At 62.0% G+C, this 25,718-nt stretch carries 19 protein-coding genes; 6 read left to right on the top strand and 13 right to left on the bottom strand.

Annotated features, from left to right (window positions below; genetic code table 11):
* Positions 1-97: 97 nt before the first annotated feature.
* Entirely contained in the window at positions 98-1,012 is a 915-nt protein-coding gene (locus CIC07_RS23965; RefSeq protein WP_076357534.1) for a polysaccharide deacetylase family protein, read from the bottom strand.
* Positions 987-2,294 carry an MFS transporter gene (locus tag CIC07_RS23970; protein WP_076357532.1) on the bottom strand — a complete coding sequence of 436 codons (1,308 nt, stop codon included), beginning with the start codon at positions 2,292-2,294 and terminating at the stop codon, positions 987-989. Before CIC07_RS23970 ends, CIC07_RS23965 begins: the two co-directional genes overlap by 26 nt.
* A 222-nt stretch (positions 2,295-2,516) precedes the next feature.
* On the opposite strand from CIC07_RS23970, the gene CIC07_RS23975 reads away from it, so the two are divergent.
* Together CIC07_RS23975 and CIC07_RS23980 are read left to right on the top strand one after the other, a co-directional pair.
* Complete coding sequence (locus tag CIC07_RS23975) at positions 2,517-3,977, top strand: catalase (protein ID WP_076357530.1); 1,461 nt, start codon at positions 2,517-2,519, stop codon at positions 3,975-3,977.
* 292 nt (positions 3,978-4,269) lie between these two features.
* A complete protein-coding gene (locus tag CIC07_RS23980; protein WP_076357528.1) occupies positions 4,270-4,884 on the top strand; it encodes a DedA family protein in 615 nt (204 codons plus the stop codon).
* 82 nt (positions 4,885-4,966) lie between these two features.
* On the opposite strand, the gene CIC07_RS23985 is transcribed toward CIC07_RS23980, so the two are convergent.
* From CIC07_RS23985 to pruA, 6 genes are all read right to left on the bottom strand, one after another.
* Positions 4,967-5,629, bottom strand: coding sequence for a VC0807 family protein (locus CIC07_RS23985; RefSeq protein WP_076357526.1), 663 nt, complete (start codon positions 5,627-5,629; stop codon positions 4,967-4,969).
* Positions 5,630-5,677: 48 nt separating this feature from the next.
* Positions 5,678-6,265: a TetR/AcrR family transcriptional regulator gene (locus CIC07_RS23990; protein WP_076357524.1), complete on the bottom strand. Its 588-nt coding sequence runs from the start codon at positions 6,263-6,265 to the stop codon at positions 5,678-5,680.
* A gap of 40 nt (positions 6,266-6,305) precedes the next feature.
* Positions 6,306-6,998 (bottom strand): DUF2306 domain-containing protein, encoded by a 693-nt coding sequence (locus CIC07_RS23995; RefSeq protein WP_076357522.1) that lies wholly within the window; start codon positions 6,996-6,998, stop codon positions 6,306-6,308.
* Positions 6,999-7,018: 20 nt separating this feature from the next.
* Positions 7,019-7,498, bottom strand: a complete 480-nt coding sequence (locus CIC07_RS24000; RefSeq protein ID WP_076357520.1) for a hypothetical protein — start codon at positions 7,496-7,498, stop codon at positions 7,019-7,021.
* A 317-nt stretch (positions 7,499-7,815) separates the two neighbouring features.
* Complete coding sequence (gene rpoN, locus CIC07_RS24005; RefSeq protein WP_076357518.1) at positions 7,816-9,114, bottom strand: RNA polymerase factor sigma-54; 1,299 nt, start codon at positions 9,112-9,114, stop codon at positions 7,816-7,818.
* A gap of 238 nt (positions 9,115-9,352) precedes the next feature.
* Positions 9,353-10,900: an L-glutamate gamma-semialdehyde dehydrogenase gene (gene pruA / locus CIC07_RS24010; protein WP_076357516.1), complete on the bottom strand. Its 1,548-nt coding sequence runs from the start codon at positions 10,898-10,900 to the stop codon at positions 9,353-9,355.
* A 253-nt stretch (positions 10,901-11,153) separates the two neighbouring features.
* Between pruA and CIC07_RS24015 the strand changes: the two genes are divergently transcribed.
* Complete coding sequence (locus CIC07_RS24015; RefSeq protein WP_076357514.1) at positions 11,154-12,077, top strand: proline dehydrogenase family protein; 924 nt, start codon at positions 11,154-11,156, stop codon at positions 12,075-12,077.
* Between the two features lie 366 nt (positions 12,078-12,443).
* Complete coding sequence (locus CIC07_RS24020) at positions 12,444-14,153, top strand: sigma-54 interaction domain-containing protein (RefSeq protein ID WP_076357512.1); 1,710 nt, start codon at positions 12,444-12,446, stop codon at positions 14,151-14,153.
* Positions 14,154-14,442: 289 nt separating this feature from the next.
* Here the strand turns inward: CIC07_RS24020 and CIC07_RS24025 are convergent, their stop codons facing one another.
* The 3 genes from CIC07_RS24025 to CIC07_RS24035 form a co-directional block, all read right to left on the bottom strand.
* A complete protein-coding gene (locus CIC07_RS24025) occupies positions 14,443-15,825 on the bottom strand; it encodes a sugar phosphate nucleotidyltransferase (RefSeq protein ID WP_076357510.1) in 1,383 nt (460 codons plus the stop codon).
* A gap of 84 nt (positions 15,826-15,909) precedes the next feature.
* The gene (locus tag CIC07_RS24030) at positions 15,910-17,247 is read right to left on the bottom strand and encodes a glycosyltransferase family 4 protein (protein WP_234992959.1); all 1,338 of its coding nucleotides are present in this window, start codon (positions 17,245-17,247) and stop codon (positions 15,910-15,912) included.
* Positions 17,248-17,300: 53 nt separating this feature from the next.
* Complete coding sequence (locus tag CIC07_RS24035; RefSeq protein ID WP_076357506.1) at positions 17,301-18,200, bottom strand: DUF6492 family protein; 900 nt, start codon at positions 18,198-18,200, stop codon at positions 17,301-17,303.
* Between the two features lie 195 nt (positions 18,201-18,395).
* Between CIC07_RS24035 and pepT the strand changes: the two genes are divergently transcribed.
* Positions 18,396-19,628 (top strand): peptidase T, encoded by a 1,233-nt coding sequence (pepT, locus tag CIC07_RS24040; protein ID WP_076358007.1) that lies wholly within the window; start codon positions 18,396-18,398, stop codon positions 19,626-19,628.
* Positions 19,629-19,936: 308 nt separating this feature from the next.
* Positions 19,937-21,100 (top strand): glycosyltransferase family 4 protein, encoded by a 1,164-nt coding sequence (locus CIC07_RS24045; RefSeq protein WP_076357502.1) that lies wholly within the window; start codon positions 19,937-19,939, stop codon positions 21,098-21,100.
* Positions 21,101-21,221: 121 nt separating this feature from the next.
* Here the strand turns inward: CIC07_RS24045 and CIC07_RS24050 are convergent, their stop codons facing one another.
* Complete coding sequence (locus CIC07_RS24050; RefSeq protein WP_076357500.1) at positions 21,222-24,275, bottom strand: efflux RND transporter permease subunit; 3,054 nt, start codon at positions 24,273-24,275, stop codon at positions 21,222-21,224.
* Between the two features lie 469 nt (positions 24,276-24,744).
* Entirely contained in the window at positions 24,745-25,647 is a 903-nt protein-coding gene (locus CIC07_RS24055) for a LysR family transcriptional regulator (RefSeq protein ID WP_076357498.1), read from the bottom strand.
* Positions 25,648-25,718: the final 71 nt, after the last annotated feature.

Raw genomic sequence — 25,718 nt, forward strand, 5'->3', positions numbered from 1 at the left:
GGACCTATTGCTCTTCTTATTATCGCCCATAGAGTTGCATTTTGTTAGATTTTGGCGAAACTAATGATTGTTTGTCGAATAATAGCCTTTTTCTTGCTTATTTACCTAATAAGCGCCAGAGGCGGAGCCAGGAGCGCAGCCTCGGCTGACGCTGCACCCGGTCGACTTCCGCATAGGTGGTCAGCTCGATGCCGGCATCGCGGATCGCATATCGGAAGTCGGCATCCTGCGGAAGAAGGAACTCCCATTCCCGCTTTTCCCAGGATGGAATGATGGCCGCCATCGCCTGATCGGGCGCGGCGGGATGGATGTACGTCTCGACGATGCCTTCCGGCAGGGCATACAGCTTGCGGATCATCATCTCCTTGAAGGAATCGTACGTCTCTCCGGGCTCCGCATGATAGGAATGGCTGACCAGATAGTCGGGAACGGGAACGTTCAAGGCGTCGGCGAGCACGAGGACTTTATCCAATATCCCTTGGGCTCCCGGTATCGAAGCCAGAAACTGGTCCTGCTCCCAGATCCGGCGGAACAGCCGGTACGGCAGCCTTCTTCGGGAGCATTCCCGCAGCGCCATCGGGAGGAAGCTTCTGCCCGTAGCAAGGCCGAACAGGCTGCCCATGTGATTGTCCGCATGAGAGACCGGGATGCCTGCCTCCCGGATCGCTTCGAACTGCGCCCTCATCTCCCTGCGGAGCTCGCGCGCATCGACGCGGCGTTCGAACTCCTCCACGGTGAGATGCAAGTACCCTTCCGCATCCTGCAGAGACTTTCCTCCGGTGAGGCTGCCCCATCTGTATCCGGGAAATTCGCTCGTGAAGGTCAGATGGGCCCCGATGTTGGCGGCGCCGGTCCGCCTGCACCATGCCGCCGCCTCGGAAAATGCGGGGGCGGGCGCCATGATCGTCGCCGAGGAGACGAGCTTCTCTTCCAGCAGGCAGATGATCGCTTCGTTGGCGGCCCGGCTTTGGCCGAAGTCGTCGCAGTTAAGAATCAGTTTTTTGCTCCCCATGCCGCTTCTCCTCCCGGTACAGCAATGATAGCGCCAGCGATACGGCCATGAGGCCGAGCGGCACGAGACTGATCAGCCAGCGGAAGGCCAGCTCCGGATCCGGTCCCGGGTCATGGCCGCTGACATACCCGAACATGCCGCCCACAATCCAGAAAGCCAGAGCGGATATGAGCCCGCTGGAACGGTTGATGAATCCTCCGACTGCGGTATAGACTCCCTCCCGCCTCCTCCCGGTGCGCTCCGCGTCTTGATCGATGATATGCCCGTTCAGCACCGCCGGAGTCACCAGAAATCCGGCCAGACCGAAGCCGATCGAGATTCCCGCCGCGATTCCCGTCCCGAGGCTTCCCGCGAACCAGAGCGGAATCGCCGTGACTCCGTACACGGCCAGCGACAGCCGCCAGCTCCGCAAGCCCCCGAGACGCCGGGCAATGAGATACCAGACCACGACCAGCGGTATGACGGAAACGAATACGGAGGCGAGCAGAATGGAAACCTGGCTCTCCGGAATATGCAGCGCATACTTGGCATAAAACGGAATCATGGAGCTGAGCAGCCCGTTCACGGTTTGGGCGAACGAATTCGCCAGATGGAAGATCCAGAAGTTGCGGTTGCGGAGCGTTTCGCGGAATGCTTGCCGCAGCGGCAGCGGAGCGGGGACGCGGGCTGCGGGGCTCTCCTGCAGATGCTTCAGAAAGACAAGCATGCATAGAAGGAAGAGAGCGGCGTACGCGACAGACATGCCGCTGAAGCCGACCGCCTTGAACAGCAGCGGCGTGGCCGCCGTGCCGATCAGGATGGCCAGCATCTGGAAGCTCTGCTGGACGGCGGAGGCTTTGGCCCGGAGCGCGGCTCCGGCGAACAGCTCGGGAAGGAGGGAGCCGTAATTGACCCAAAGGACGGATGAAGCGCTCTCGAACAGAATCAGCACGATCAGAAACCACCAGAACAGCTCTCCGGCAGCCGATGCTCCGGTAAGCCCGGGCGGGACGGAGAACATCAGCACGAACAGGATGGCGAACGCCGGCAGTCCTCCGTAGAGCCAAGGCTTGCGCCGGCCGCGGGGAGAGCGGGTCCGGTCGGACCAGTAGCCCAGAAGCGGCTGGTTGACCGCGTCCCATACGAGATAGACGGACCGAGCCAGCGTCGCAAGACCGATGCCGAGCCCCAGCTTCTCCACGTAGTAATAGCTGTAGAACGACGTGAAAGCCTGGCTCGGCACCATGATGGCGAACATTCCCAGCGCGTACATAAAGGTGGAATTCACGCGTTTGGACGACATGATTCTCACTCCCGGCCGATGGAATTGCGGCAGCTCCGCAGCGGCTCCCGATGCTCTATATTACTTCACGGCCTGCCAGAAAAATCCTTCCGACAGTTTATTATAATGATTATAAAAAAGTATTGACTATCAAATTAGAAAGATATAAAGTTATGGCGACAGATTGAACTCATACATGGCGCTTATGCCGAAAAATTCGAGCCGAAGGAAGGGGAGCTTGCGATGAACAGACTTACGACGAACCAGGGTGTCCCGATCGGAGACAACCAGAATTCCAGAACTGCCGGACAGAACGGCCCGACGCTGCTGGAGGATTACCAGCTGCTGGAGAAGCTGGCCCATTTCGACCGGGAACGCGTGCCTGAGCGCGTCGTCCATGCCCGCGGCGCAGGCGCGCATGGCGTATTCCGCGCTGCGGCCAGCATGAAGCGCTGGACCAAGGCGGCGTTCCTTCAGGACGCCGGAACCGAGACGCCGGTCTTCGTCCGCTTCTCCACCGTCATCCACGGCCAGCACTCCCCCGAGACGCTGCGCGATCCACGCGGATTCGCCATCAAGTTCTACACGACGGAGGGGAACTACGACTTTGTCGGCAACAACCTGCCGGTCTTCTTCATCCGCGACGCGATGAAGTTCCCGGACATGGTCCACTCCCTGAAGCCGGATCCGAGCACGAACCTGCAGACAGCCGACCGCTACTGGGATTTCATGTCGCTGACGCCCGAGTCCACCAACATGCTTGTGCATCTGTTCTCCGACGAGGGCATTCCCGCGAACTACCGCGAGATGCGCGGCTCCAGCGTCCACGCGTTCAAGTGGGTGAACGAGCACGGCAACCGCGTGTACACCAAGCTGCGGTGGGTGCCGAAGCAAGGCGTTCGCAGCCTCAGCTCCGAGCAGGCATCGGAGATCCAGGGCCGCGACTTCAACCATGCCACGCGCGACCTCATCGACGCCATCGACCGCGGCGACTTCCCGGAGTGGGATCTGTTCGTCCAGATCCTCGATCCGGCCGATCTCGATTCCTTCGACTTCGACCCGCTCGATCCGACCAAGGATTGGTTCGAGGAGGATATCCCTTACGTGCATGTCGGCACCATGGAGCTGAACCGCAATCCCGACAACGTCTTCGCGGAGACGGAGCAGGCCGGCTTCAATCCCGGCGTCGTCGTCCCGGGCATCGAGCCGTCCGAGGACAAACTGCTCCAAGGACGCCTCTTCTCCTACTCCGATACGCAGCGTTACCGGATCGGCCCGAACTATTTGCAGCTGCCGGTCAACTGCCCGTTCGCCCAGGTGAGCAACAACCAGCGTGACGGCGCCATGCAGCACGGCAAGTTCAGCGGCTCCGTCAATTATGAGCCGAGCCGCCACCTCGACGCTCCTCAGCCGGATCCGGCCTATGCCGAAGCTGCCGCTCCTCTCGAAGCCGGAGCCGCCGCAGGTCGCCAGCGCATCGCCAAGACCAACGACTTCGGCCAGGCAGGCCAAGTGTTCCGCCGCTATTCCCCGGCCGAACAGGATGCGCTTGTGCGCAATCTGTCCGCCGATCTCGCCTCCGTCGAGGCGTCCACCCAGCTGCGCGCGATCTGCAACTTCTTCCGTGCGGATGCCGAGCTCGGCAAGCGGCTGTCCGCGGAGCTGGGCGTCGATCTGACTCCTTATCTCCAGCATCTGGGCTGATCCGGCTTCCTGTCTCCCGCCGCCACCCGGCACGAGACAGCTCCTTAGCCATAGCCTATTTGCCGCCACAGCGGAATGATAAAAGGGCAGCTCCGGCCAGTCATGAACATGACTGGCGGCTGCCCTTTTTTTGTAAGGAGCAAAAGGAACCTGTCCTCCCGCCTCCCGATAGTCCTCCGAGCGAGCGGCCGCCATGGAAGCATCTTCTGAATCCTAGCGGCGGCATCAAGCGTATAAGGGGAAACCAATGTCCGCCGACCGAGGCGGGACTCCCGAAAGGAAGTGCGCTTTTTTGGAAGCCTGGATTACGGAGGTCATGGACAAGTTCGGCTACGTCGGCGTCGCGCTGCTGATCGCCCTCGAGAACCTGTTCCCTCCGATTCCCTCCGAGGTCATTCTTACGTTCGGAGGATTCATGACGACACAGACCAGCCTCACCGTGACCGGAGTGGTCATCGCCGCCACGATCGGCTCCGTCTCCGGAGCGCTGATCCTATACGGAATCGGCGCCTGGCTCCATGCCGAGCGGCTGGAGCGGATCGTCGAACGGTACGGCCGCTGGCTGCGCCTCAAGCCGGAGGATGTGCGCAAGGCCGACCGCTGGTTCGACCGCTACGGCCCTTGGGCCGTGCTGCTCTGCCGGCTCGTCCCGCTCGTGCGGAGCCTGATCTCGATTCCGGCCGGCATGTCGGGCATGAATCTGCCCCTGTTCCTGCTGTATACGACGATCGGCTCTCTCATCTGGAATATCGTGCTTGTAAGCGTCGGCGCATCGGTCGGAGCTTCCTGGGAATCGGTCGTCGGGTTCATGGACGTCTTCTCCAACGTCGTTTATGGACTGCTCGCCGCCGGCGCCGCAGCAGCCGTCTATTTGTTCTACCGCAGCCGGAGCAAGAGCCGCCGCTGACCGCCGCTGCATCGCCAAAAAAAGCAGGAAGGGTTCTCGCCCTCCTGCTTTTTTGCCGTCAAGCCCTCGTCCTGCTGCTCCTTCATGCTTCCGAAGCCTTCAGGCCGGCACTCTCCGCGCCGATTCGTCTCAGCGTACGCCTGCGGTATGCCAAGCTCCACAACGCTCCAAGTCCAAGCCCGCCATAGAGGATCAGGCCGGATACGGCCAAAAAAGTCTCGACGCTCAAAATGAAAACCAGCCCTATCCTCAGCAGGCTTTCCGACAGCAGCAGCGCTCCCCAGAACACGGTCGACACCCGCGAGGCCCGCCGGTATTCCGCGAGCTCCCATCTCTGCTCCATCGCTGCGGCATCCGCCGCCGGCACGAACCTCGCCGCCAGCCGGTAAACGAGCGGACGCCGTCCTCCCAGGGACAGCAGGAAAGCGGTTCCGGCGGCTCCCGTGACCAGCGACTCGCGGAGCAGCACGGCCCGCTCTCCCCCTCCGGCCAGAGCGGCCCCCGCTCCAAGCATGAAGAGTCCGGCCATAAGCAGGCCGAATGCGTCCGGCGTCCGGCGCCGCGTCAAATGCCACAGCTGCTCCAGCAGCGGGATGCACGTCGCGGTCAGCAGCGCCTGCAGTCCGGCCATGCCCCCCTCGCTCAGGAGGCGATAGGCCGCAAAGGGCAAAACCGTGTTCATTGCTATCGTCGCCGCCGCTCCTGCAGGAATCCGGCGCAGCGCCTTGACTCTCGAACCTGCCATCCAACCCATCCACTCCCGTTGTCGAATGAACTTCATCTACATGATGAATCAACGGAGCGCCTTTGAAATCAGGGAAAAAATATCTGCCGACGCCAAGCCCTCCTCCTGTTCCAGCGTCCCCAGCGTCCGCATGCCATAGCTGAATACGATGAACAGCCCGGCCATCTTCGCGGCGTCGATCCCCCCCGGAATCGCCCCTGCCTGCTGGCCGGTCTCGATCCAGCGGCGGCTGAGCTCCAGATTGAACCGGTGAAGCTCGTTCATCATGGCTTCGATTTTCGGATTGTCGATTTGGCTGAGCAAATACGTGAAGATTTTGTTGGTGACGGCATTCCGGTCCGTATTGCGCCGGATCGCCTCCGCGATCATGCGGATGGGAGGAGTCGCCTCTCCTTTGGGCGCTTCCGATACGGATTGCTTGAAGCTGTCATTCATCTGGTCCATCTTGGCTTTCAGAATCAGGCCGAACAGCTCGTCCTTGCCCGATACGTAATGATAGATCGCGCCCTTCGACAGCCCGGAGCGGTCGATGATGTCCTGCATCGTCGTCTGGCGGCAGCCCTTCTCCTGAATGATCTGCTCCGCCGTATCCAAAATGAGCTGGAAGCTGGAGGTTCGGCTTGATGGTTCGTTCATAAAGGGTCCTCTCCTTCAGCTTGTCTGTGATCGTCTTTTTTCATTGTATCCCAACCGTCGGTCCGGTCAAGCCGGATCCGCGCTCCCGCGATCTGCGGATGATCCATTCGGCGGCGGCCAGATTGGCGAGCCAGCACAGCCAGCTTGCAGCCTGATAAGCCGGATTGAAAGAGCCGAGCAGCAGCGTTAAAGGCGCCAGCAGCACGCGCAGGGATACGCCGGAAAAAGTGAGGGCATAACTGCGGATCATCCAGCGGCGATGCTCGGCGATACGGCCAAGCATCGCCTGCCTGACGCCACGAATCGTCGTCGCCAGCCATAATGCGTCCATAAGGAGGAAGCCGGCGCCGGCGATCCAGCCACCGCTGGCTTTGAAGGCCAGATACAGGCTTGCCAGGCTGCTGAGCGCTACGGAAACCGCATAAATCCGACCGGCGAGCCGGTGCAGCCGCACCGTTCTCGAGGACGGCGAGCCGGTCCGTCCTGCCTGCCCGGCCGCAGGGCGCAGCAGCGCGTACAAGCCGCCGAGCATGGCGGCGCTTGCCGTGACGATGTGGACATACAGCATGTAGATCCACGGCGTGTAGCTGAACCCCTCCGACTGCAGCTTGTAATTGACGAACCCCGCCTGCCTCGCTCCCGCAATGCCGTACTGCACCAGCACATAGCCGAATACGAGCAGCAGCGCGGCGGCAGTGAGCGACCAGAGCCCCGCTCTCGTCTTCAAGGTCATCCTTCGATCTCCTCCTTGCCTCATATGGACTGATGGGCCATCTGCAGCGGGTAGCGCAGCGCGGCGAGAAGGGCGCGGCCCAGGAATATTCCCCCGATGCCGAGCAGATAAGGCACGAAGGGAAGCTCATGCGACAGCTCCATTGGAATCCCGAAAGCGCTGGCCGCGCCGAGCTCGATGCCCAGCCTCAAAGGAATGGAAAAGATCCAGACTGCCGCGCCCGCAACGGAGCCCCGTATGACCCACACGGAGCCTTCTTGGAAGATCAGGCTCAGATGGCCCTGAAGCAGGCCGATGCCTATCCCCATCAAAGCTTCCAGCAGCAGCAGAATTCCTTCTCCCTCTCCAGCCTCAGCGCCGGAGGAGGCCGCGAGAGCGCTTCCCAGCAGCAACAGGGGAAGAACGAACAGCCTGGCGCTCAATAGTCGGGTTTTCAGCTGCGAGCGCAGCATCAGGAGAAAGAGAAGGATGATGACGATCGGCGACAAAATGGCCGGCATGCTAGTTCAGCTCCTTTCTCCAAGTCAGACCGGCTGCCGGTCTGCAGGAGCTGTAGCGGCCGATCAAATCCCATTGCTGCTGGGTCATGTTTCATCTCTCCCTTTAGGTAGGCTTACGCAAAAATTCCATACCGACCAGCGGTCTGTTATGATTAGAATACAAACCGACCAGCGGTCTGTCAAGGGGGATGCAGGAATTTATTTTTGCCTATCCTTCCGCTGCCGCAAAAAGCCCCGTGCTTCGCTGCCTCCTTCCCCTTTGCCGCATCTGTCCGCGCAAAAAAAGAGCATGCCGCGAGGCATGCTCTTACCCTCCCTTATCGGCGCTTCCGGACCGAAGAAGCCGGAATTCGGAGCTCTTCCCGGTATTTGGCTACGGTCCGGCGGGACAAGGAGATCCCTTCTCCCTCCAGCAGAGCCGCGAGCTGCTGGTCCGACCAGGGATGCGCCTTGCTCTCCGCGCCGATCATAGCCTGGAGTCGCTGCTTCGCGGCCGCAGCCGCAGTCCCGTCGCCGCCGCCCGGAGACAGGCTGGCGGAGAACAACGAGCGGAGGCTGAACACTCCGTGCGGCGTCAGCACGTATTTGCCGCTGACCGCCCGGCTGACCGTCGACTCATGCACCTGCACGACGGCCGCGATATCCGCAAGCGTCATCGGCCGAAGAGCTGAAGCGCCCTTCTCCAGAAAGCCAGGCTGCTCGTCCATGATCGCTTGAAGGACTCGGCGTATCGTCCGCTTGCGCTTCGCCAGGCTCTGCATGATCCAATTGGCCGACCGGTAACACTCCTCCAGATAGGCGCCCGCTTCCCCCAGCCTGTCTCCGAGCAGCCTTCCGTAACCGGCATTCACCGACAGCCGCGGCTCCCAAGAGGCATTGAGCTCGATGCCGAAGCCGGAGGGCGTGCGCTCGATCCGGGCATCCGGAATGATCGTCTGCGGCTTGCCGGAACCTATCCCGGAGCAGGGGCGAGGACTCAAGCGGCGGATATAATCGCGGATCTCGACCACCTTGGATCGGCTGAGGCCCAGGGATGACGAGACGGCCTCCCACTTCTGGCCGGCCAGCTGATCCAGATGCCGCTCCACCGCCTCTGCGGCCTTCGCCGGGCTCCGGGCGTCGCGCGCGATCTGCAGCAGGAGGCATTCCTGCAGGCTCCTCGCCCCGACCCCGGCGGGATGCAGCGATTGCAGCCGCCGGAGCGCTTCCTCCGCCTCCGCCGGATCCAGTCCGAGCTCGGAGGCGATCTCGCCCAGATCCAGCTGCAGATACCCGTCGTCGTTCAGGTTGCCCGCCATGTAAGCGGCTGCCCGATGGATGCGCCGGGGCAGGGACAGCAGGCGCAGCTGGCCGGCCAGCTCGGCCTCCAGCGTCGGCTGGGCCTCCGCAGCGCGGGAGAGCGGATCCGCGAGGAAGGTGGATGCCCCGCCGCTGCGCAAGGCGCCTCCGGCGCGGGTGCCCTCGTACTCCAGAACCGGATTCTCCGCAGCCAGTTCCCGCACATAGCTGTCCAGCTCGCATGCGGGAAGCGTCAGCATATGGATCGATTGCCTGATCTCCGGCGTTACGGCCAGCCTGAGCCTCTGCTCCTGGCGCAGTTCCAGTCCTGTCATCATCCTCTGCCTCCTAGGTCCAGATTCCAGCGGCGCTTCATGCCCCCAGTATACCCAAGGGGAGCGGACGATGACAGTCCCCGCTCCCTCTCCATTCCGCTGCGCTCTCTCCGGCATGAGCCGCTAACCTTCAGAACCAGCCGCTTTCCCTCAGGGTCGGCTGCTTTTCTCTTGGGATCAGCCGCTTTCTCTCAGAGTCGGCTGATTTCTCTCCATACAGCCGCTTCCTATCAGGAACGGGCTACATTTTCTCCGATACGAGCTTCGCCTGCGTGAACAGAAGCAGGTAATCGCGTCCGCCCGCCTTGGAATCGGTGCCCGACATGTTGAAGCCGCCGAACGGATGGACCCCGACGAGGGCGCCGGTGCATTTGCGGTTGAAATACAGGTTGCCGGCGAAAAACTCGCGGCGGGCCTTCTCCAGGTTCTCCCGGCTGCGCGATATGACCGCTCCAGTAAGGCCGTAATCCGTATTGTTGGCGAACTCGAGCGCCTCGTCGAAGGAGGACGCCTTGATGAACGCGACAACCGGCCCGAAGATTTCTTCTTGCGCGATGCGGGCTTGAGAGTCCACATCGGCGAAAATCGTCGGCTCGATGAAATAGCCGGACGGATCGCCGGTGCCGCCGCCCGTCACGAGCCGGCCTTCCTGCTTGCCGATCTCGATGTACTCCTGGATTTTGCGGTAGGCGTTCGCGTCCACTACCGGACCGATATTGGAAGCGGCCTCGGCCGGGTTGCCGATCCGGAGCTGCTTCGTCAGCGCCGTTACTTTCTCCAGCACCGTGTCGTAGACGTCCTCGTGGATGATCGCGCGCGAGCAGGCGGAGCATTTCTGTCCCGAGAAGCCGAACGCCGATGCCGTGATGGCTTCCACCGCCAGGTCGAGATCGCTGTCGGAGTCGACGACAATTGAATCCTTGCCGCCCATCTCGGCGATGACGCGCTTGATCCACTTCTGGCCGGGAGCCGTCTTGGCCGCGCGCTCGTTGATGCGCAGGCCCACGTCACGGGAGCCGGTGAAGCTGATGAAGCGGGTCAGGGGATGCTCGACGAGGTAGTCCCCGATTTCCCCTCCGGGTCCGGGCAGAAAGTTGACGACGCCCGCGGGAACGCCCGCTTCTTCGAGCAGCTCCACAAACTTCGCTGCGATGACCGCCGTCGGGCTGGCAGGCTTAAGGACGACGGTATTGCCGGATACGAGCGCGGCCGTCGTCATGCCGGCCATGATGGCCAGCGGGAAGTTCCACGGCGGGATGACGATGCCGACGCCGAGCGGCATGTAATAGAGCTCGTTGTCCTCATCCGCGAGGCGGGTCAGCGGCTGAGGCGCGTGCAGACGAAGCATTTCACGGGCGTAGAATTCCATGAAGTCGATCGCTTCGGCCGTGTCCGCATCCGCTTCCGCACGGTTTTTGCCGGATTCGAACGTCAGCCACGCAGAGAACTCATGCTTGCGGCGGCGCATGATCGCAGCAGCCTTGAACAGGCAGCGGGCGCGGGACTCCGGAGCCATCGTCCTCCACGTCTTGAACGTGCCGGATGCCTTCTGGATGGCGCGCTCCGCAAGCTCGCGGTCCGCCTGGTGGACGCGGCCGACAACCTGCTTCGTATCCGCCGGATTGATGGAGTCGAGCAGGCTGCCGGTCTCGATCTTCTCGCCGCCGATGACGACCGGATAGGTTCGGCCGAGCTGGGCTTCCACCTTTTTCAAAGCTTCGTCGTAGGCTTTGGCGGTCTTTTCGTCCTTGAAGTTGGAAAACGGCTCGTTCACAAATTCCTCTCTCATGGTACAGCCTCCTTGGATATCGTTCTTGGCCCTGCGTCCGCATGGCCGGCACATTTCTCTGTTTCTCAACGATAAGTATTCAAGCAAGTTTCATGCCAACTTCCGCTATTCGTTGATGCAAAATGTTTTTTTATTTTCCAAGCTCGGTTCCCTCCATGTTGGCACGGCGCTTGCTTCTATTATTTGCAGGCAGCCGATTCCCGGCGACAAGGCTTCGGGAATCTATTTTTTTCGACGGAAGGGGCAATCGAGGATGGAAATCGGATCCGAGCTGTACCGCAAAACCTTGCTTACCATTACGGGCAACAGCCTGGTAGAGAAGCTGACGCTCAAATACGGCAAAAAGCTTGCCGGCAAATTCATAGCGGGGCAAGAGCTTCCCGAAGCGATAGAAGCCATCCGGGAGTTGAACGGCAAAGGCATCATGGCCACGCTGGACCATCTCGGCGAAGGAATCAAAAGCATGCGCGAGGCCGAGGGCTACCGCAAGGAATACGTCCGGCTCGTCCAGGCGATCGCCGCAGCCGGAGTCGTCTCCAACATCTCTCTCAAGCCGACTCAGATGGGCCTCGCCCTCGACCCCCACGCTTGCTACGAAAATATCCGCCTGGTCGTGAAGGAAGCGCAGCAATGCGGCAACTTCGTCCGCATCGACATGGAGGACACGCCGTTCACGCAGGCGACGATCGACATCGTCAAGCGTCTGCATGCCGAAGGGCTGACCAACGTCGGCACGGTCATTCAAGCCTACCTGCACCGGACCAAGCAGGATATCGAGGACATGATCGAATCCGGGATCCGCCTGCGCCTCGTGAAGGGAGCCTACAAGGAGCCCGCCGAGGTCGCCATTCAGAAGAAATCGGCCGTCATCGACAATTTCAAGGATATGATCCGCGCCCATCTGGACCGTGGCATCTATACGGCCGTCGCGTCCCACGACGACACGATCATCGACTGGTCCAAAAAATATGTGGAGGAGAACGGCATCTCCAAGGACGCCTTTGAATTCCAGATGCTGTACGGCCTCCGCATGTCCTGCCAGGCCGAGCTCGCCCGGCAAGGCTACCGCGTCCGGTGTTATGTGCCTTACGGAGCGATGTGGTACCCCTATTACACTCGCCGCCTGGCGGAGAAGCCGGCCAACCTGATGATGGTCCTCAAAAACATGTTCAACTAGCCCTTTCCAAAGTGTATAATTTATTAGACACTTTGGACTTTTTTTGACATGTCTTGCCAGGCACATCTCGGGTGGAAGAAGACGAGAGCCCGCCCTCAAGCGTCCCCGAACGCAGCGCATGGGGCTTGTCCGATATGCTCATGGCGCAGACGGCAAGAATACGCTTCTGGAGACCGGCTTCTGGATAGATCCGGCGCCTCAGCATCTCATCTCCCGTTCCGTGCAGGCTGCTCCCTCCCGAAGGGGACAAGCAGCCTGTTTTTGCGTTTCGACCGAAAGTGTCCACATTTTTGTACACTTTTCGCCGCCAGTTCTTATAATAAAGATAACGGTTACATATGGGAGCCGCGGATGAGGAGGGATGAGATGAGGCACCAGCTTCCAGCAGGCTGCAGCATCATGACGCAAGACTTTGCCCTATGGACCGAGGAAGAGGCAGGCTCCGGCATTTTGCCCCAGGCGGGCATCGTTACCTTCATCCGCTCTGCGGAAGGGCTCTACGAATGGCTCGTGCCCGGCTCTCCCGGCAATTCCGGCCGAATCGCGGTCCATGCCGTTCCGGAAGGAACCGGACTCGGCGAGCTGGCCGACATTGCCGGGGACTGTCCCTACGCGCTGCTTACCGGGACATCCGGACAGCCCAGCGGCATGGTCCGCATGAGCGATGTCCGCCGGGAGCTTGCGCTCGCCTACCGGCAGCTCAAGGCGGGCTTCGACGCGGCTCTGGAAGCCTCGGAGATTGCGATTACGGTCATCAACGAGCACAGCGAGGTGATCGCTTGGACCGCCGACGCGGAGCGGATGTTCGGCATCCGCCGCGATGACATTCTCGGCAAGCAGGCATCGGACTTTTTCCCCAAGGAGCGTCTTCAGGTGCTGCGCACGCTGCATACGGGCGACGCCGTCCGGCAGATGCAGCACCAGCCGCGGCAGGACATCCATGCCATGATCAACGCCCGCCCGATCGAGCTGGACGGCAAGGTGATCGGGGCGGTAGCGGCGGAGATCGACATCACCTCCCAGATCCGGATGAACAAGCAGCTGTTCACGATGGCGGCCAAAGTCCAGCATTTGGAGCGGGAGGTCGCCAAGCTCAGCCCGACGAGCGATCCTTTCGCCTCCATCAAGGGAACGAGCGCGGCGCTCAAGACCTCCGTCGAGACGGCCCGCAAGATCGGCTCCACCCAGGCGACGGCGCTCATCCTCGGCGAAAGCGGTGTCGGCAAGGAGCTGTACGCGCGCGCCATCCACGATTCGAGGGAGAAGGCCGGAGCTCCGTTCATCGCCATCAACTGCGGCGCGATCCCTCCCTCGCTGTTCGAGAGCGAGCTGTTCGGCTATGAGCGCGGAGCGTTCTCCGGCGCCGATCCCAGAGGCAAGAAGGGCAAGATCGAAATGGCCGGAGGCGGCACTCTTTTTCTCGACGAGATCGGGGAAATGCCTCTCGACATGCAGGTCAAGCTGCTGCGCGTACTGCAGGAGAAGAAGTATTACGCGGTCGGCGGCTCGGCCTTGAAGCTTGCGGATTGCCGGATCATCGCCGCCACGAACCGCGATCTCAAAGCCATGATCGCCGACAATAAATTCCGCGAGGATCTGTACTACCGCCTCAATGTCGTCACGCTCGACGTGCCTCCGCTTCGGCATCGGAAGAGCGACATTTATGAGCTGATCCAGACCTTCCTCCCGGAGTTCTCCGTCGCCTACGGCCGATTCATCGAGGCTTGTCCGAGCGAAGTGGTGCAGGCGATGATGAGCTACGATTGGCCCGGCAACGTCCGGGAGCTGCGCAATGCGGTCGAGAGGCTCGTCATTCTGTCCTCGGACGGAGAGCTCAAGCCGGAGTACTTGCCAGGGCCGGTGCTGAGCGCTCCGGGCTCGGCGCCGCCGGCCGCCCCCGTCAAGGAAGCGCAGGCCGGCGCCCGGCTGCAGTCCATGAAGGATGAGGTCGAGAAGCAGAAGATTCTCGAAATGCTGGAGGCCGAAAAAGGCAACAAGCGGGCCGTCGCCAAAAAGCTCGATATCTCGCGGGCGACGCTGTACAACCGGATGAAGCGGCTGGGATTGCCGCTTTAGGACGGATAACGGGCGGAGCTGGAATCGTCTCGGTGCCGGGCCAAGGGGGGACGATGCGCCCGCGGAGCATGAGCCCGATTGACGCCGGACCGAGGATCCTGCGGAGACTGAGGCCGACGCTGAGCGCCGTTCCCTGCGGGACCTGCCGCAGAAAAGAGGGGGAGTCCATCCCGCCCGCCAGCGGCGCGGAATCGGCACTTCCCTCCGTTCCATCCTAAAAAGGCCATCGGCTGCGCAGTCAGAACCTGATGCGCGGCCGATGGCCCTTTTTTCGCATGGAATGGGGCCGCTACCAGCTCATCAGCAGCCGCTCGATGTCTTTTTCATCCAGCACATCGCCGATCTCGACCTGCATGCAGAGCAGCTCCGTGACGGCCTTCACTCCGTGCCTGGCGCCAGGAGGAAACCGCATCACATCCCCGGGTCCGACCGTATAGATCTGGTCCTCGAGCATGAAGCGGCCGGTTCCGGCCAGCACCGTCCACACCTCTTCCTTGCGCTCATGCAGATGGTAGCTTGTGTGGCTGCCCGGCTGCAATTCCACGCGGCGCGTCAGCACCGCCCCGTCCTCGGTCTCGGCGTAATCGATCGTCCGGCATATTCCCCATCGCTTCTCCTCGTACATCGGCAGCCGCGCCTGCTCGCCCAGCATGCTCTTGATACGGCTCGCCTCGCTCTTGCTGGCGACGAGAATGCCGTCCGGGCTTGCCGCCACGATGACATCGCACAAGCCGATCACATGGATCGGGCTGCTCAGCTCATTGATCAGATGGGTGTTGTGCGAGCCTTCAGCGACATGCCCAGGCCCGATCTGCGTGCCGCCCATATGGCTGACGAACGTTTCCCAGCTGCCCAGATCATGCCAAGGCCCCTCATAGAGAAGCGCAGCCCGGCGGCTGCACCGCTCGACGACCTCCTCGTCGAAGCTCGATTCCCGCAGCCCGCGGAAGCCCTCTCGCCGCTCACCGTCCGCGGCCAGCCGCTCGTCGCCGCCCATCCTCTCCAGCATGTAGCCGAGCCGAAAGGCGAACACCCCGCAGTTCCAGAGCGCTCCCCGGCGAATCAGGCTCGCGGCTGTCGGCGGATCGGGCTTTTCCGCGAACCTTTCGACGGAAAACCAGGGCAGCTCCTTGCCATCTCCTGCTTCAGCCGCCTCCTTCTTCCCGCGCGAGGCCCGCTTCTTCCGCTCCGGAACGATATAGCCATATTGGCTGGAGGGATGGGAGGGAGCGGTGCCGACGAGAGCGATGTCCGCGCCCGCCTGCTGCAGCGTCTGCGGCAGCCGCTGCAGCAGGTCGAAGAAATCGGATTCCACGAACAAATCGACGGGCAAGACGCAGACGATCTCATCCCGGTCTGCCTTCAGCTCGCCTGCGAGATAGGAGCATGCCTGCGCCACCGCGGCATAGGTGCCCCGCTTGCGGCTCTCCTCGATAATGGGAATGCCGAGCCCGACATGGCTCCGCGTGATTTCGGCCTGGCTGCGATGCGTCACGATCGCCGCTTGGGCCGCGAGGCCTGCCGCGGCGAGCTGGCGGCAGACTCGTTGGATCATCGACTCCAGGCGTCCGTCCTCTCCAGGAAGGAGCTTCAGGAACAGCTTGGAGCGAACGTCGTTGGACAGCGGCCAGAGCCGCTTGCCGGATCCTCCGGACAACAAAATGATGCGCAACTGATGACAAGCCTCCTTGCTTCTTGACCTGCTTGGATTCTCTATGCGGAGCGGCTTGCTTGCTCGGGCCGCTCCATTTCCTGCTCACGGCTTCTTTGCCCGCCAGACACCCTGCGGCGCAAGCATCTCTCGCCGGGACGGAACAGCCCTGCCCGGAGCCTGCCGGGATGAAGCGGCGCCGGTCCCCGCCAACCGGGCCGAGGCTCGCTGCGGCGTCTGGCGGGACGCCCCGGACTTGGTTCCGGACGCCCGGACCGGCAGCCGCTTTCCGGATGAAGCTCCTGCCGGCTGCCCCTTCTTGCCGGAGCGGACCGCTTCCAGCGCTTTCGCCAGCGCCTCGCCGGCCTTCCGCCAGCTCATGCCGATCATATCTCGGCGGCCCTTGGCTCCCTTCTCGCGGCACAAGGCCGGATTCGAGCTCGCCTTTCGCATCTGCTCCTTGAGCTTGGAGGCATCGGCCTCCGCCCACAGCTGGCCCTTCTCGGCGAACAGGCTCCGGAACGTATGGGAGATGGCGGAAGGCTTGCCCATCGAGGCGGCGGGGCTTTTCAGCGAGTAGGGCACGAGAAAGGAATTGGAAGGCTTCAGGAAATCCATCTGGCCGCCCCATGCCGTCGCAATGACGGGAATCCCGCTCGCCAGCGCCTCCATGAACGGCATGCCCACCCCTTCGCCGCGCGTCGGCAGCACGAAGGCCGACGCAGCCGTGTACAGGCCTCTGAGCTCCCGAGCGCTCATGCGGCGGGTGAGCAGGACAATCGGCGCGGTTCGATGGGCGATGCGCAGAGAGCGCCGATAGCGCCGTATTTTCTCCCGAATCCAGGCCCCGCTCTCCCGGGCTCCGTACCCGCTGGTCTTGATGACCAGCAGCACATTGTCCTTGTCGGTGAACTCTTCCCAATAAGCTCGAAGCAGCGCCTCCGGATTTTTGCGGTGCTGGAACCCGAACACGGAGAGGAAGACGAACCGGCCTTGGCCGCCGGGAATCGGGAAAGGCGGATTGGACGGCCGGAAAGCAGCCGTGTCCACCCCATGGGGAGCCAGGTGCAGCGGCACCTTCACCCCGCTGTCGCGCATCGCCTTGAGGTTATGCCGGCTCGGGACGACCACCGCGTCATATCGGTTGATGGAGGAGCGCCATCGTACGGGAATGCGGGTCGTCTCCCAGACGGTATTCAAGACGACCTTGTCATACTGCGCCCTGGCTGCCGCAGGATTCATCGTATGGGGCGGATAATGGTAAACGAGCATGCGCCGGCCCGTGCTCTTCCGCCTCCCTCCATAGACGCCCATGCCGTCGCGCGCCTCGACCCGGAACCCCTGCCTCCGCAGCGCTCGCGCATATTCCCTGCTGGCGCTGCCGAGCCCGCTGCCGCGGCCGATCGGGCCGCGCCAATCGATTGCCATAGCCTGCTTCGGCATGCCGTTTCCTCCGGCCCCCTCCTTGTTCCGGTCCCGCTCAGCACGGGAGGCCATCAGCGATAGACCCTCTTGGAAGCAGCGGCTCCTCCGGGCAGAGATGTCCGGCCCTGCAAGGAAAGCTGCCTGATCCGGCCCGCCGCCTTACTTCCGCTGCGGACATAGCCTTTGCGTTCATGGAAGCTGACGGAGCGGTATTTCGCGGCAAGCTCCTTGCTGCGCTGCGGCGTCAGCCGGCTCGCCCGCCCATGAAGCCCGCGGTTCAACGCTTTGCGGAGCTGGACGCTGCCGGGATAGCGGCTGTAGACAAAATTGCCATACGTCTCATATTCGCTGAAGCCGAATTGCTTCGTCCGGTCGATGCTTTTGAGAATGGCGCGATGCCAGCTCATGCCGTGCCTCCGCTCGATATCGCGCTTCAGCTCGCGCAGCTTGCTTTTCTCGAACAGCATATAGTGCGTGACGAGCGAACGGGGAGCCGACGGAGCGCGTCCCATCAGCTTTTTGTACGTGCGGAAATACTCCGGCTGGCTCCAGCTCCGGGTATAAAATGTCGTCTTCCCCCCCGAGCGGAACGAATGGGGACGAATCAGCACCGTATCGGCGTCGAGAACGAGAAAATGCTCGGCCTTGACGATCTTGTCGCCGCTCAGCTTGAGCAGCTGCTGGAACAGCCAGCCGGAACGGTCCCACTTGGCCGAGCGGTAGGTGATATCCTTCTTCGTCAGGGGAAGCACCGTATTTTCGTCCACGAACCTCCATCCATGGGTGCGGCAGGCCGACTGCATCGCTTCCGTACGCGGCGCGACGACGACAATCTCGCCGATGGGGTGCAGAGATTGGCGGCGAACGGCTTGGACGGCATGAGGCAGCGTCCCGAGGTCCTTCTCGATTGCGGGGATAAGCACGTCGATCCGGGTGCTGGCGCCGCCGGATGGGACGGAATGGCTGGGCATATCATCATCTCCTGTGCGGGAAGCTGGCTCCATGGCTTTGCCACCAACATATGCCGTCGCCTCCCGCAGCGGTTGGGCAAGCGGCATGAAGAGGCGTCCGCCTTGGGCACGGCCGGCCGGCCATGTTGGCTTCGCCTGTCCCTGCCTGCTATGATGAAAGGACCAAGAGCATTCCGAAGGAGGATTACGATGGAATTGAAGCAGGATTTGATCCGCAGGCTCATCGCCTATGCGCAGGTGGACACGCAGTCGGACGAGAACAGCGAGACTTGCCCTTCCACGCCCGGCCAGCTTGAGCTCGCCCGGCAGCTCGCCGCCGAGCTGAAGGAAATCGGATTGACGGAGGTGTCGCTGGACGACAACGGCTATGTCATGGCGACCCTTCCAGCTACGACGGACAAGCCGGCGCCTACGATCGGCTTCCTCGCCCACATGGACACTTCTCCCGACCTTACCGGGACCGGTGTGCGGCCGCAGATCGTCGAGGGCTACGACGGCGGCGATATCGTTCTCGATGCGGAGAACGGCATCCTGCTCTCCCCCCGCGAATTCCCCGAGCTGGCCGCCTACAAGGGCCAGACGTTGATTACGACGGACGGCCGCACGCTGCTCGGGGCGGACGACAAAGCCGGCATCGCCGAAATCATGACGGCTATGGCTTATCTGGCCGCCCATCCGGAAATCCCCCACGGCAAGGTGCGCGTCGGCTTCCTCCCGGACGAGGAGATCGGCCGCGGCCCGCATCGCTTCGACGTCGCGGCCTTCGATGCGCAATTCGCCTACACGATGGACGGCGGCCCGCTGGGCGAGCTGGAGTACGAGAGCTTCAACGCCGCCCAGGCGGTCGTCACGATCCAGGGCAAGAGCGTCCATCCCGGCACGGCCAAGGGCAAGATGATCAACTCCGCCGCAATCGGGATGGCTTTCCACGGCAGGCTGCCCGCCGGCGAGGTGCCGGAATTCACGGAAGGCTACGAAGGCTTCTATCACTTGAGCTCGATCGAAGGCACCGTCGACAAAACCCGGCTGAAGTACATCATCCGCGATTTCGACCGCCAGAGCTTCGAGAACCGCAAGAGCGCCATGGAGACCATCGCCGATGAGTTCCGCCAAACCTACGGCAAGGACAGCATCACGCTGGAGCTGACGGATCAGTACTACAACATGCGGGAGAAGATCGAGCCGGTCATGGAAATCGTGGAGCTGGCCCGCCAGGCGCTGCTGGATTCCGGCGTGGAGCCGATCATCAAGCCGATCCGCGGCGGCACCGACGGCTCCCAGCTCAGCTACATGGGCCTGCCGACGCCGAATATCTTTGCCGGCGGCGAGAACTTCCACGGCCGGTACGAATTCGTATCCGCCGAGAGCATGGAGAAGGCGGCTGAGGTCATCATCCGGATCGTCGCGCTCGCGCCGGAGCAGGCTTAGCGGGCTTGCCGGCCTTTGGCGCCGCCAAAGGCAGCCGGCATAACATCCGTTCCGAAGCGGCCGGCGCATCCGCCGGCCGCTTCGGAATGGGCGGAAGGGAATCCGGTCGTTGGACCGAATTCCCTTCTTTTGCTTCCGTGTCTTTTTCGGATAAAGGATCTATCCCGACGATGGCGATGCTCCTGCCCTTCAAACACTTCCGAGGCCTGGACGCGGCTTGCCATCTTCAAAGGCTCTATACAATTCCTTGATCATCCCCTGACAATCCCATGGTACTCTCTTCCCAACCGAGAACGGAGGGATGAGCCATGCGAGTCGCCTTGTTCACCGATACCTATGTGCCTCAGAGAAACGGAGCCGCGCGCACGCTCGGACGTCTGGCCGCTTACCTGGAAAAGAGGGGCATCGAGCCGCTTGTGCTGACGCCCCGCTGCTCCGCCGATACGGAACAGAGCTTCGTAAGGAGCTACCCCAGCATCCCCTTCTTCCTGTATCCCGAATGCCGGATCGCCGTGCCCAATCCCATCTCCCTCAAAGCCGAGCTGAACCGTTTCCGTCCCGACCTGATCCACCTGGCGACTCCGTTCAACATCGGCTTGAGCGGACTTCTTTATGCCCGCAAAAACGCCATCCCCCATGTCGCCTCCTACCACACCCACTTCGACCGGTATCTGGCCTACTACGGCCTTCAGCATGCCTCTCGGCTCTATTGGCGCTATGCCCATTGGTTCCATCGGACATGCGCCGCCACCTTCGTCCCTTCGCGGGAGACGCTGTTCTCCCTCTACCGGCAGCGCTTCGGCGGCCTCCGGTTATGGCAGCGGGGAGTGGACTGCAGCGCCTACCGCCCGAATCTCAGGTCGCCGGACGAGATCCGCGGGCAATTCGGCCTGCCGGGGAAAAAGCTGGCTCTCTATGTCGGGAGGCTCGCGCCGGAAAAGGATCTCGCCACCCTCGCAGCCGTCATGAACGGGCTGTCCGGCGAAACCCGCGAGCAGCTCCATCTGCTCGTCGTCGGCGACGGCCCGCTGCTGCCCGAGCTGCGCCGCCAGATGCCGGACAACGTCACCTTTGCCGGATACCGGGAAGGCGCGGAGCTGGCGCGCCTATACGCTTCGGCAGACATGTTCCTCTTCCCCTCCAGCACGGAGACTTTCGGCAACGTCGTCCTGGAAGCCATGGCGAGCGGGCTTCCGGTCATCGGAGCGGAAGCCGGCGGCGTCAAGGAGCTCGTCCGCCAAGGACGCACCGGCCTCCTGTGTCCGCCGGGCGATCCGGCCTCCTTCATCGACGCGCTTGAGCGGCTGCTTGCCCGCCCCGAGGAGGCCTCATCCATGGGAGAGGCGGGCAGAAGAGAGGCGCTGGGCCGATCCTGGGACCAGGTGCTGGGGGGCATCGTGGATCAATACGAGGAAATTCTGCGCGCCAAAGCGGAATCCAGCCGCGACTGGAAAGGCATTTCCGTCTCCTAGAGGCTCCCAGACAGACAGCCGAGAAAAAACCCGACCCCTTCGGCAGATTGCCTGAAGGGGTCGGGTTTCATTGCGTTCGATGCCCGGCTGCATCCAATGGATGGAGGCTCCGGCGCTTGGATCAGAGCTCGGCCTGCACGGCCGGCTGGCCAGAAGCAGAAGCTTTTCCCGCAGCGGCAGCCGCGGCCGCATCGCGGCGCTGGCGAGCCGACTTGCGGAAGAACAGCAGCTCGTAGATGCACGGCACGATGATCAGCGTCAGCACGGTCGCCACGATCAGACCGCCAATCACGACGATGGCGAGGCTCTGCGACACGATGCTGCCGCTCTCCGGCGAGCCGAAGACGAGCGGAAGCATGGCGCAGACGGTAGCGACGGCCGTCATCAGAATCGGCCTCATGCGGGTGCCCGCCGCCTCGAGCAGCGCCTCGCGGATTGTCATCCGCTCTTCATTCTGCTTGACGCGGTCGATGAGCACGATCGCATTGGTGACGACGATGCCGATCAGCATGAGCGCCCCGAACATCGCCGTGAAGTCCGGCGTCACCTGCGTGACGATCAGACCCAGCACCGCACCGATCGCGGCCAGAGGCAGCGTGAACATGATCGCCAGCGGAGCCCGCAGCGTCTTGAATGTAAGCACCATGATGAGGTACACGATTCCGATGGAGACGAGCGCGATCATGCCGAGATCGGCGAAGTCCTGCGACTGGTCGCTGGAAGCTCCTCCGACGAGGATCTGGACTCCGGCCGGAGCCTTCACTTCATCGGCCGCCTTCTTGATGTCGGCGCCTACGACCGACAGGCGGCTCGGCTCCGCCGAGGCGGTAATCCTCACGTACGGCTTGCCGTCCTTGAGATAGTACACGGCCGCCTTTTCTTCCTTCTTCCACTGGGCGACGGCCGATGCTTGCTTCGGCCCCGCATCCGTCATCACCGTCAGGCCGGGCAGCTCGGATGCCTTCTCCGGCTTCAGCATCGGCTCCAGTATGACCGGTGTCTGCCTGCCGTCCGCTTCCATGAGCTGGCCGACCGGAACCGGGTTCAGCATGCCTTGCAGCTGCTGAGCGATCTCGGCGGCCTTGGCTTGCGCCGGATCGACCTCCAGCGTATAGACCTGCTTGCGCTCCTGCTGATTGCTTTCGACCTTGAGCACGTCCTTGACGGGCTTGATCCGGGCCATCACCTCGTCCGCCGTTTTCGACACGGCCGCGAGATCGGAGCCAGCGACATCAACGAATACCTGCGATCCGCCGCCTCCGGACATCATGCTCATCGCCGAAGCGGTCAGCTCCGCATCCGCGTAGTCGGACTGCTTGGATTTGACCAAGTCGATGACGGCCTGGGCATCCGCGCCCTTTTTCATGCCAAGCAGGAAGGTGACCTCCGTCGGGGAGGAGACGTTTCCGAATCTGGCGCCGTCAGAGCTGTTGCCGGCCGACATATAGACCCAGTCCTGTCCGTCCAGGCCTTTCAGAAACGTCTCCATCCTTTTGCCTTCCTCCAGCAAATGCTCCTGTGTGGCGTCGGCCTTGAACGCAAGCGTGATGTTGACGTTGGAGGCGTCCGAGGAGTCGATCGCCCCCTTCGGCATGGCCGCGTACGCGCCGATCGAGCCGGCAAGAAGAATGACGGCAGCCGTCAGCGGAACCCACTTGCGTCGCAGGTTCCACTCCAGTATGTTCTGGAAGCGCCGCGACGGCGCATGCTCGGTGATCCGGACATTGCGGAACATGCGGGAGCTCATGAGCGGAATGACGGTCAGCGCCACAAGCAGCGAGGACAGCAGGGAATAAGTGACCGTCAAAGCGAACGGCAGCAGGAACGACTGCAGCGAACCTCGCAGCAGGCCCATGGGCAAGAATACGGCGACAGTCGTCAGCGTAGATGCTGTAATAGCGGTTCCGACCTCCCGCGTCGCATCGATGACCAGCTTCGGCGAGAACGCTTCCTTCTGAAGCCTTCGGAATATATTTTCGATGACGACGATGCTGTCGTCCACCAGCCGTCCGACGGCGACGGCGACGCCTCCGAGCGTAAGGATGTTGAGCGAGACGCCTGAGACGTCGAGCAGGTACAGAGTCAAGCCGAGCGACAGCGGAATGGACACGATCGTGACCAGCGTCGCCCGGATGTTGCGCATGAAGACGAGAATGACGATCGTCGCGAACAGAGCGCCCATCAGCACCTCGCGCATCATGCTGTTCACGGAATGAACGACCTGCTCGGAGGTGCTCATGAGCACCTTCAGCTGAACGCCGGGCATCTCCTCGCTGAGCTGCTCCGACTTCTGCTCGACCTGCTTGCCGACATCGACCGCATTCGCTCCCGCAGCCTTGGTGAAGGTGAGCACCATCGCATCCTTGCCGTCGATGCGGCTGACGTTCTCCCTGCCGCTCTCCCGCTCGACGGATGCCACATCGCCAAGTACGACTCCATCTGCCACCGGCAGCTTCTTCAGCGTGGCCTCGTCATGGAGGCTGGAGCTGACGTTCAGGTTGACCGCCGCTCCATCCAATATGCCGGAGCCTACCGAAGCGGAGGCGGACCGTCCGTTCATGACCGCATAAAGGGATTGAAGAGGCACTCCCTTTTCCTTCAGACGCGCCGCATCCGGCACGATCCGGATTTGCGGCTGCGGTCTGCCCGACACCGTTACGGAGCCGATGCCATCGATGGATTGGAACGATTCCATGATCTCCTTCTGGGCCTGCTCCTGACGGGCCGCATCCAGGCTGTCGCCGTAGGTGAGCGTCACCCAGCTGATCGGAATCATCGACGTATTGAGCTGGACGACATACGGCGCGCCGACGCGCTCCGGCAGCGGCACGGTTGCGATCGCCCGGTCGACCTCGATCTTGGCCTGCTTCATGTCGGTCGAAGAATCGAACGACAGGTTTAGTTGCGAATAGCTGTCTCCGGAAGAAGCGAACGAGGCGGTCTTGCCTTTAATGCCGGCCGTCGCCTCCTCCATCGGCTTGGTAACAAGCGTCTCCATAGAGGCTGCGTCGTAACCGGGCCCGATGGCCGTAATCGTCACTTGCGGATTGTCCGCCTCCGGCAAAAACTCCATCGGAAGCTTGTTATAGCTGAAAATGCCGAGTCCCAACACCAAAACAACACACAAAACAACCGCGGCTTTGTTGCGGAAAGCCCCTTCGATCAACGACCTCATCCCTTGAATCCTCTCCTCATCCGATTGTCTCTGTCTCTGTCTCTGTATGAAAGCCAGTATCTAGCATACCCGGCGGAAGTGAGAGCGGGAAACGGCTCGGGAACGGGATTGAATCCGGGCTGAAGGCGGGCGGCGCATCGGTCTGGAGGCGGAGGCCGGATCCATCGCAGCAGCCGAAGGATCGGCCGCTCATGCTGCGGATTGGAACGGGGGCGAGCTCGATTTCCTGGGCTATATACACGGAAGGCGGTCGGCCGCACACGCCTCCCGCCCAAGGCTCCTCGTCTGACGGCAAAAAGAGACCTGCTCCCTTACGGGACCAAGTCTCCCGGCTGCATTCTCCAGCCTTTTTCTTTCAAATGCCGCGTGAAATCGAGATTCCGGCAGGACCGGCGGTGCTCCCCGTCGGCGGCGGCCTTCGATCCGTCCACTGCCTGGCGACCCGAGCAGGTGATGCAAGAGAGCTGTATCAGCCGCGTATGACCTCATGCAAAGCCTCCACATAAGCCGCTCCAAGCTTGGACAGGGCAATATGCCGGTGGCTGATCCAGCCGACCTCGATCGTCTCCTCGCATTCGAGGGGCACGGGAATGATCTCGTTGCCGTTGAGATCGGCGCTCAGCACGCCCGTCGAGATCGTATACCCGTTCAGGCCGATCAGCAGATTGAACAGCGTGGCCCTGTCGTTGACCCGGATGCTCTTGGGATGGGAGAGCGTGCTGAGGATCTCCTCCGAGAAATGGAACGAGTTGTACTCCCCCTGGTCGAAGGAGAGGTAGGGATAGTGCTGAAGATCCTCGATCGTGACGCTGGCCTGCTTGGCGAGCGGATTGCGGATGCTGATGAACACATGCGGCTGGGCGGTGAACAAGGTCCGGAATTCCAGATTGGCCGAGGAGAGCAGCTTCTGGATGACCTGGGCATTGAATTCGTTGCGGTACAGAATGCCGATCTCGCTGCGCTGCGTGCGCACATCCTCGATGATTTCATGGGTTTTCGTCTCGCGGAGGGCGAGCTCGTATTCCTCCTGTCCGTACTCCTGCACCAGCTGCACGAAAGCGTTCACCGCAAAGGCATAGTGCTGGGTCGAGACGGAAAAATGCTGCGGCGACGGCTTGCCGCTGAGATAACGGCTCTCCAGAAGCTCCGCCTGCTCGATGACCTGCCGCGCATAGGCGAGGAACTCGGCTCCCTGTGCGGACAAGATGATTCCTTTGTTGGTGCGCCGGAAAATCGTGATCTGCAGTTCATTCTCCAGCTCCTGGATCGCTTTGGACAGGCTCGGCTGCGAGATGAACAGCCGCTTGGCCGCCTCGTTCATCGATCCGCGGACCGCAACTTCAATGACATATTTGAGCTGCTGTAGCGTCATGGACTTCCCCCTTCTCCTCTTCACCTAACGGGAAAACAAAGTATTACCCGGAATGACTTGATTTCGGCTAT

The organism is Paenibacillus sp. RUD330, from assembly GCF_002243345.2.
GTDB lineage: Bacteria > Bacillota > Bacilli > Paenibacillales > Paenibacillaceae > Paenibacillus_O.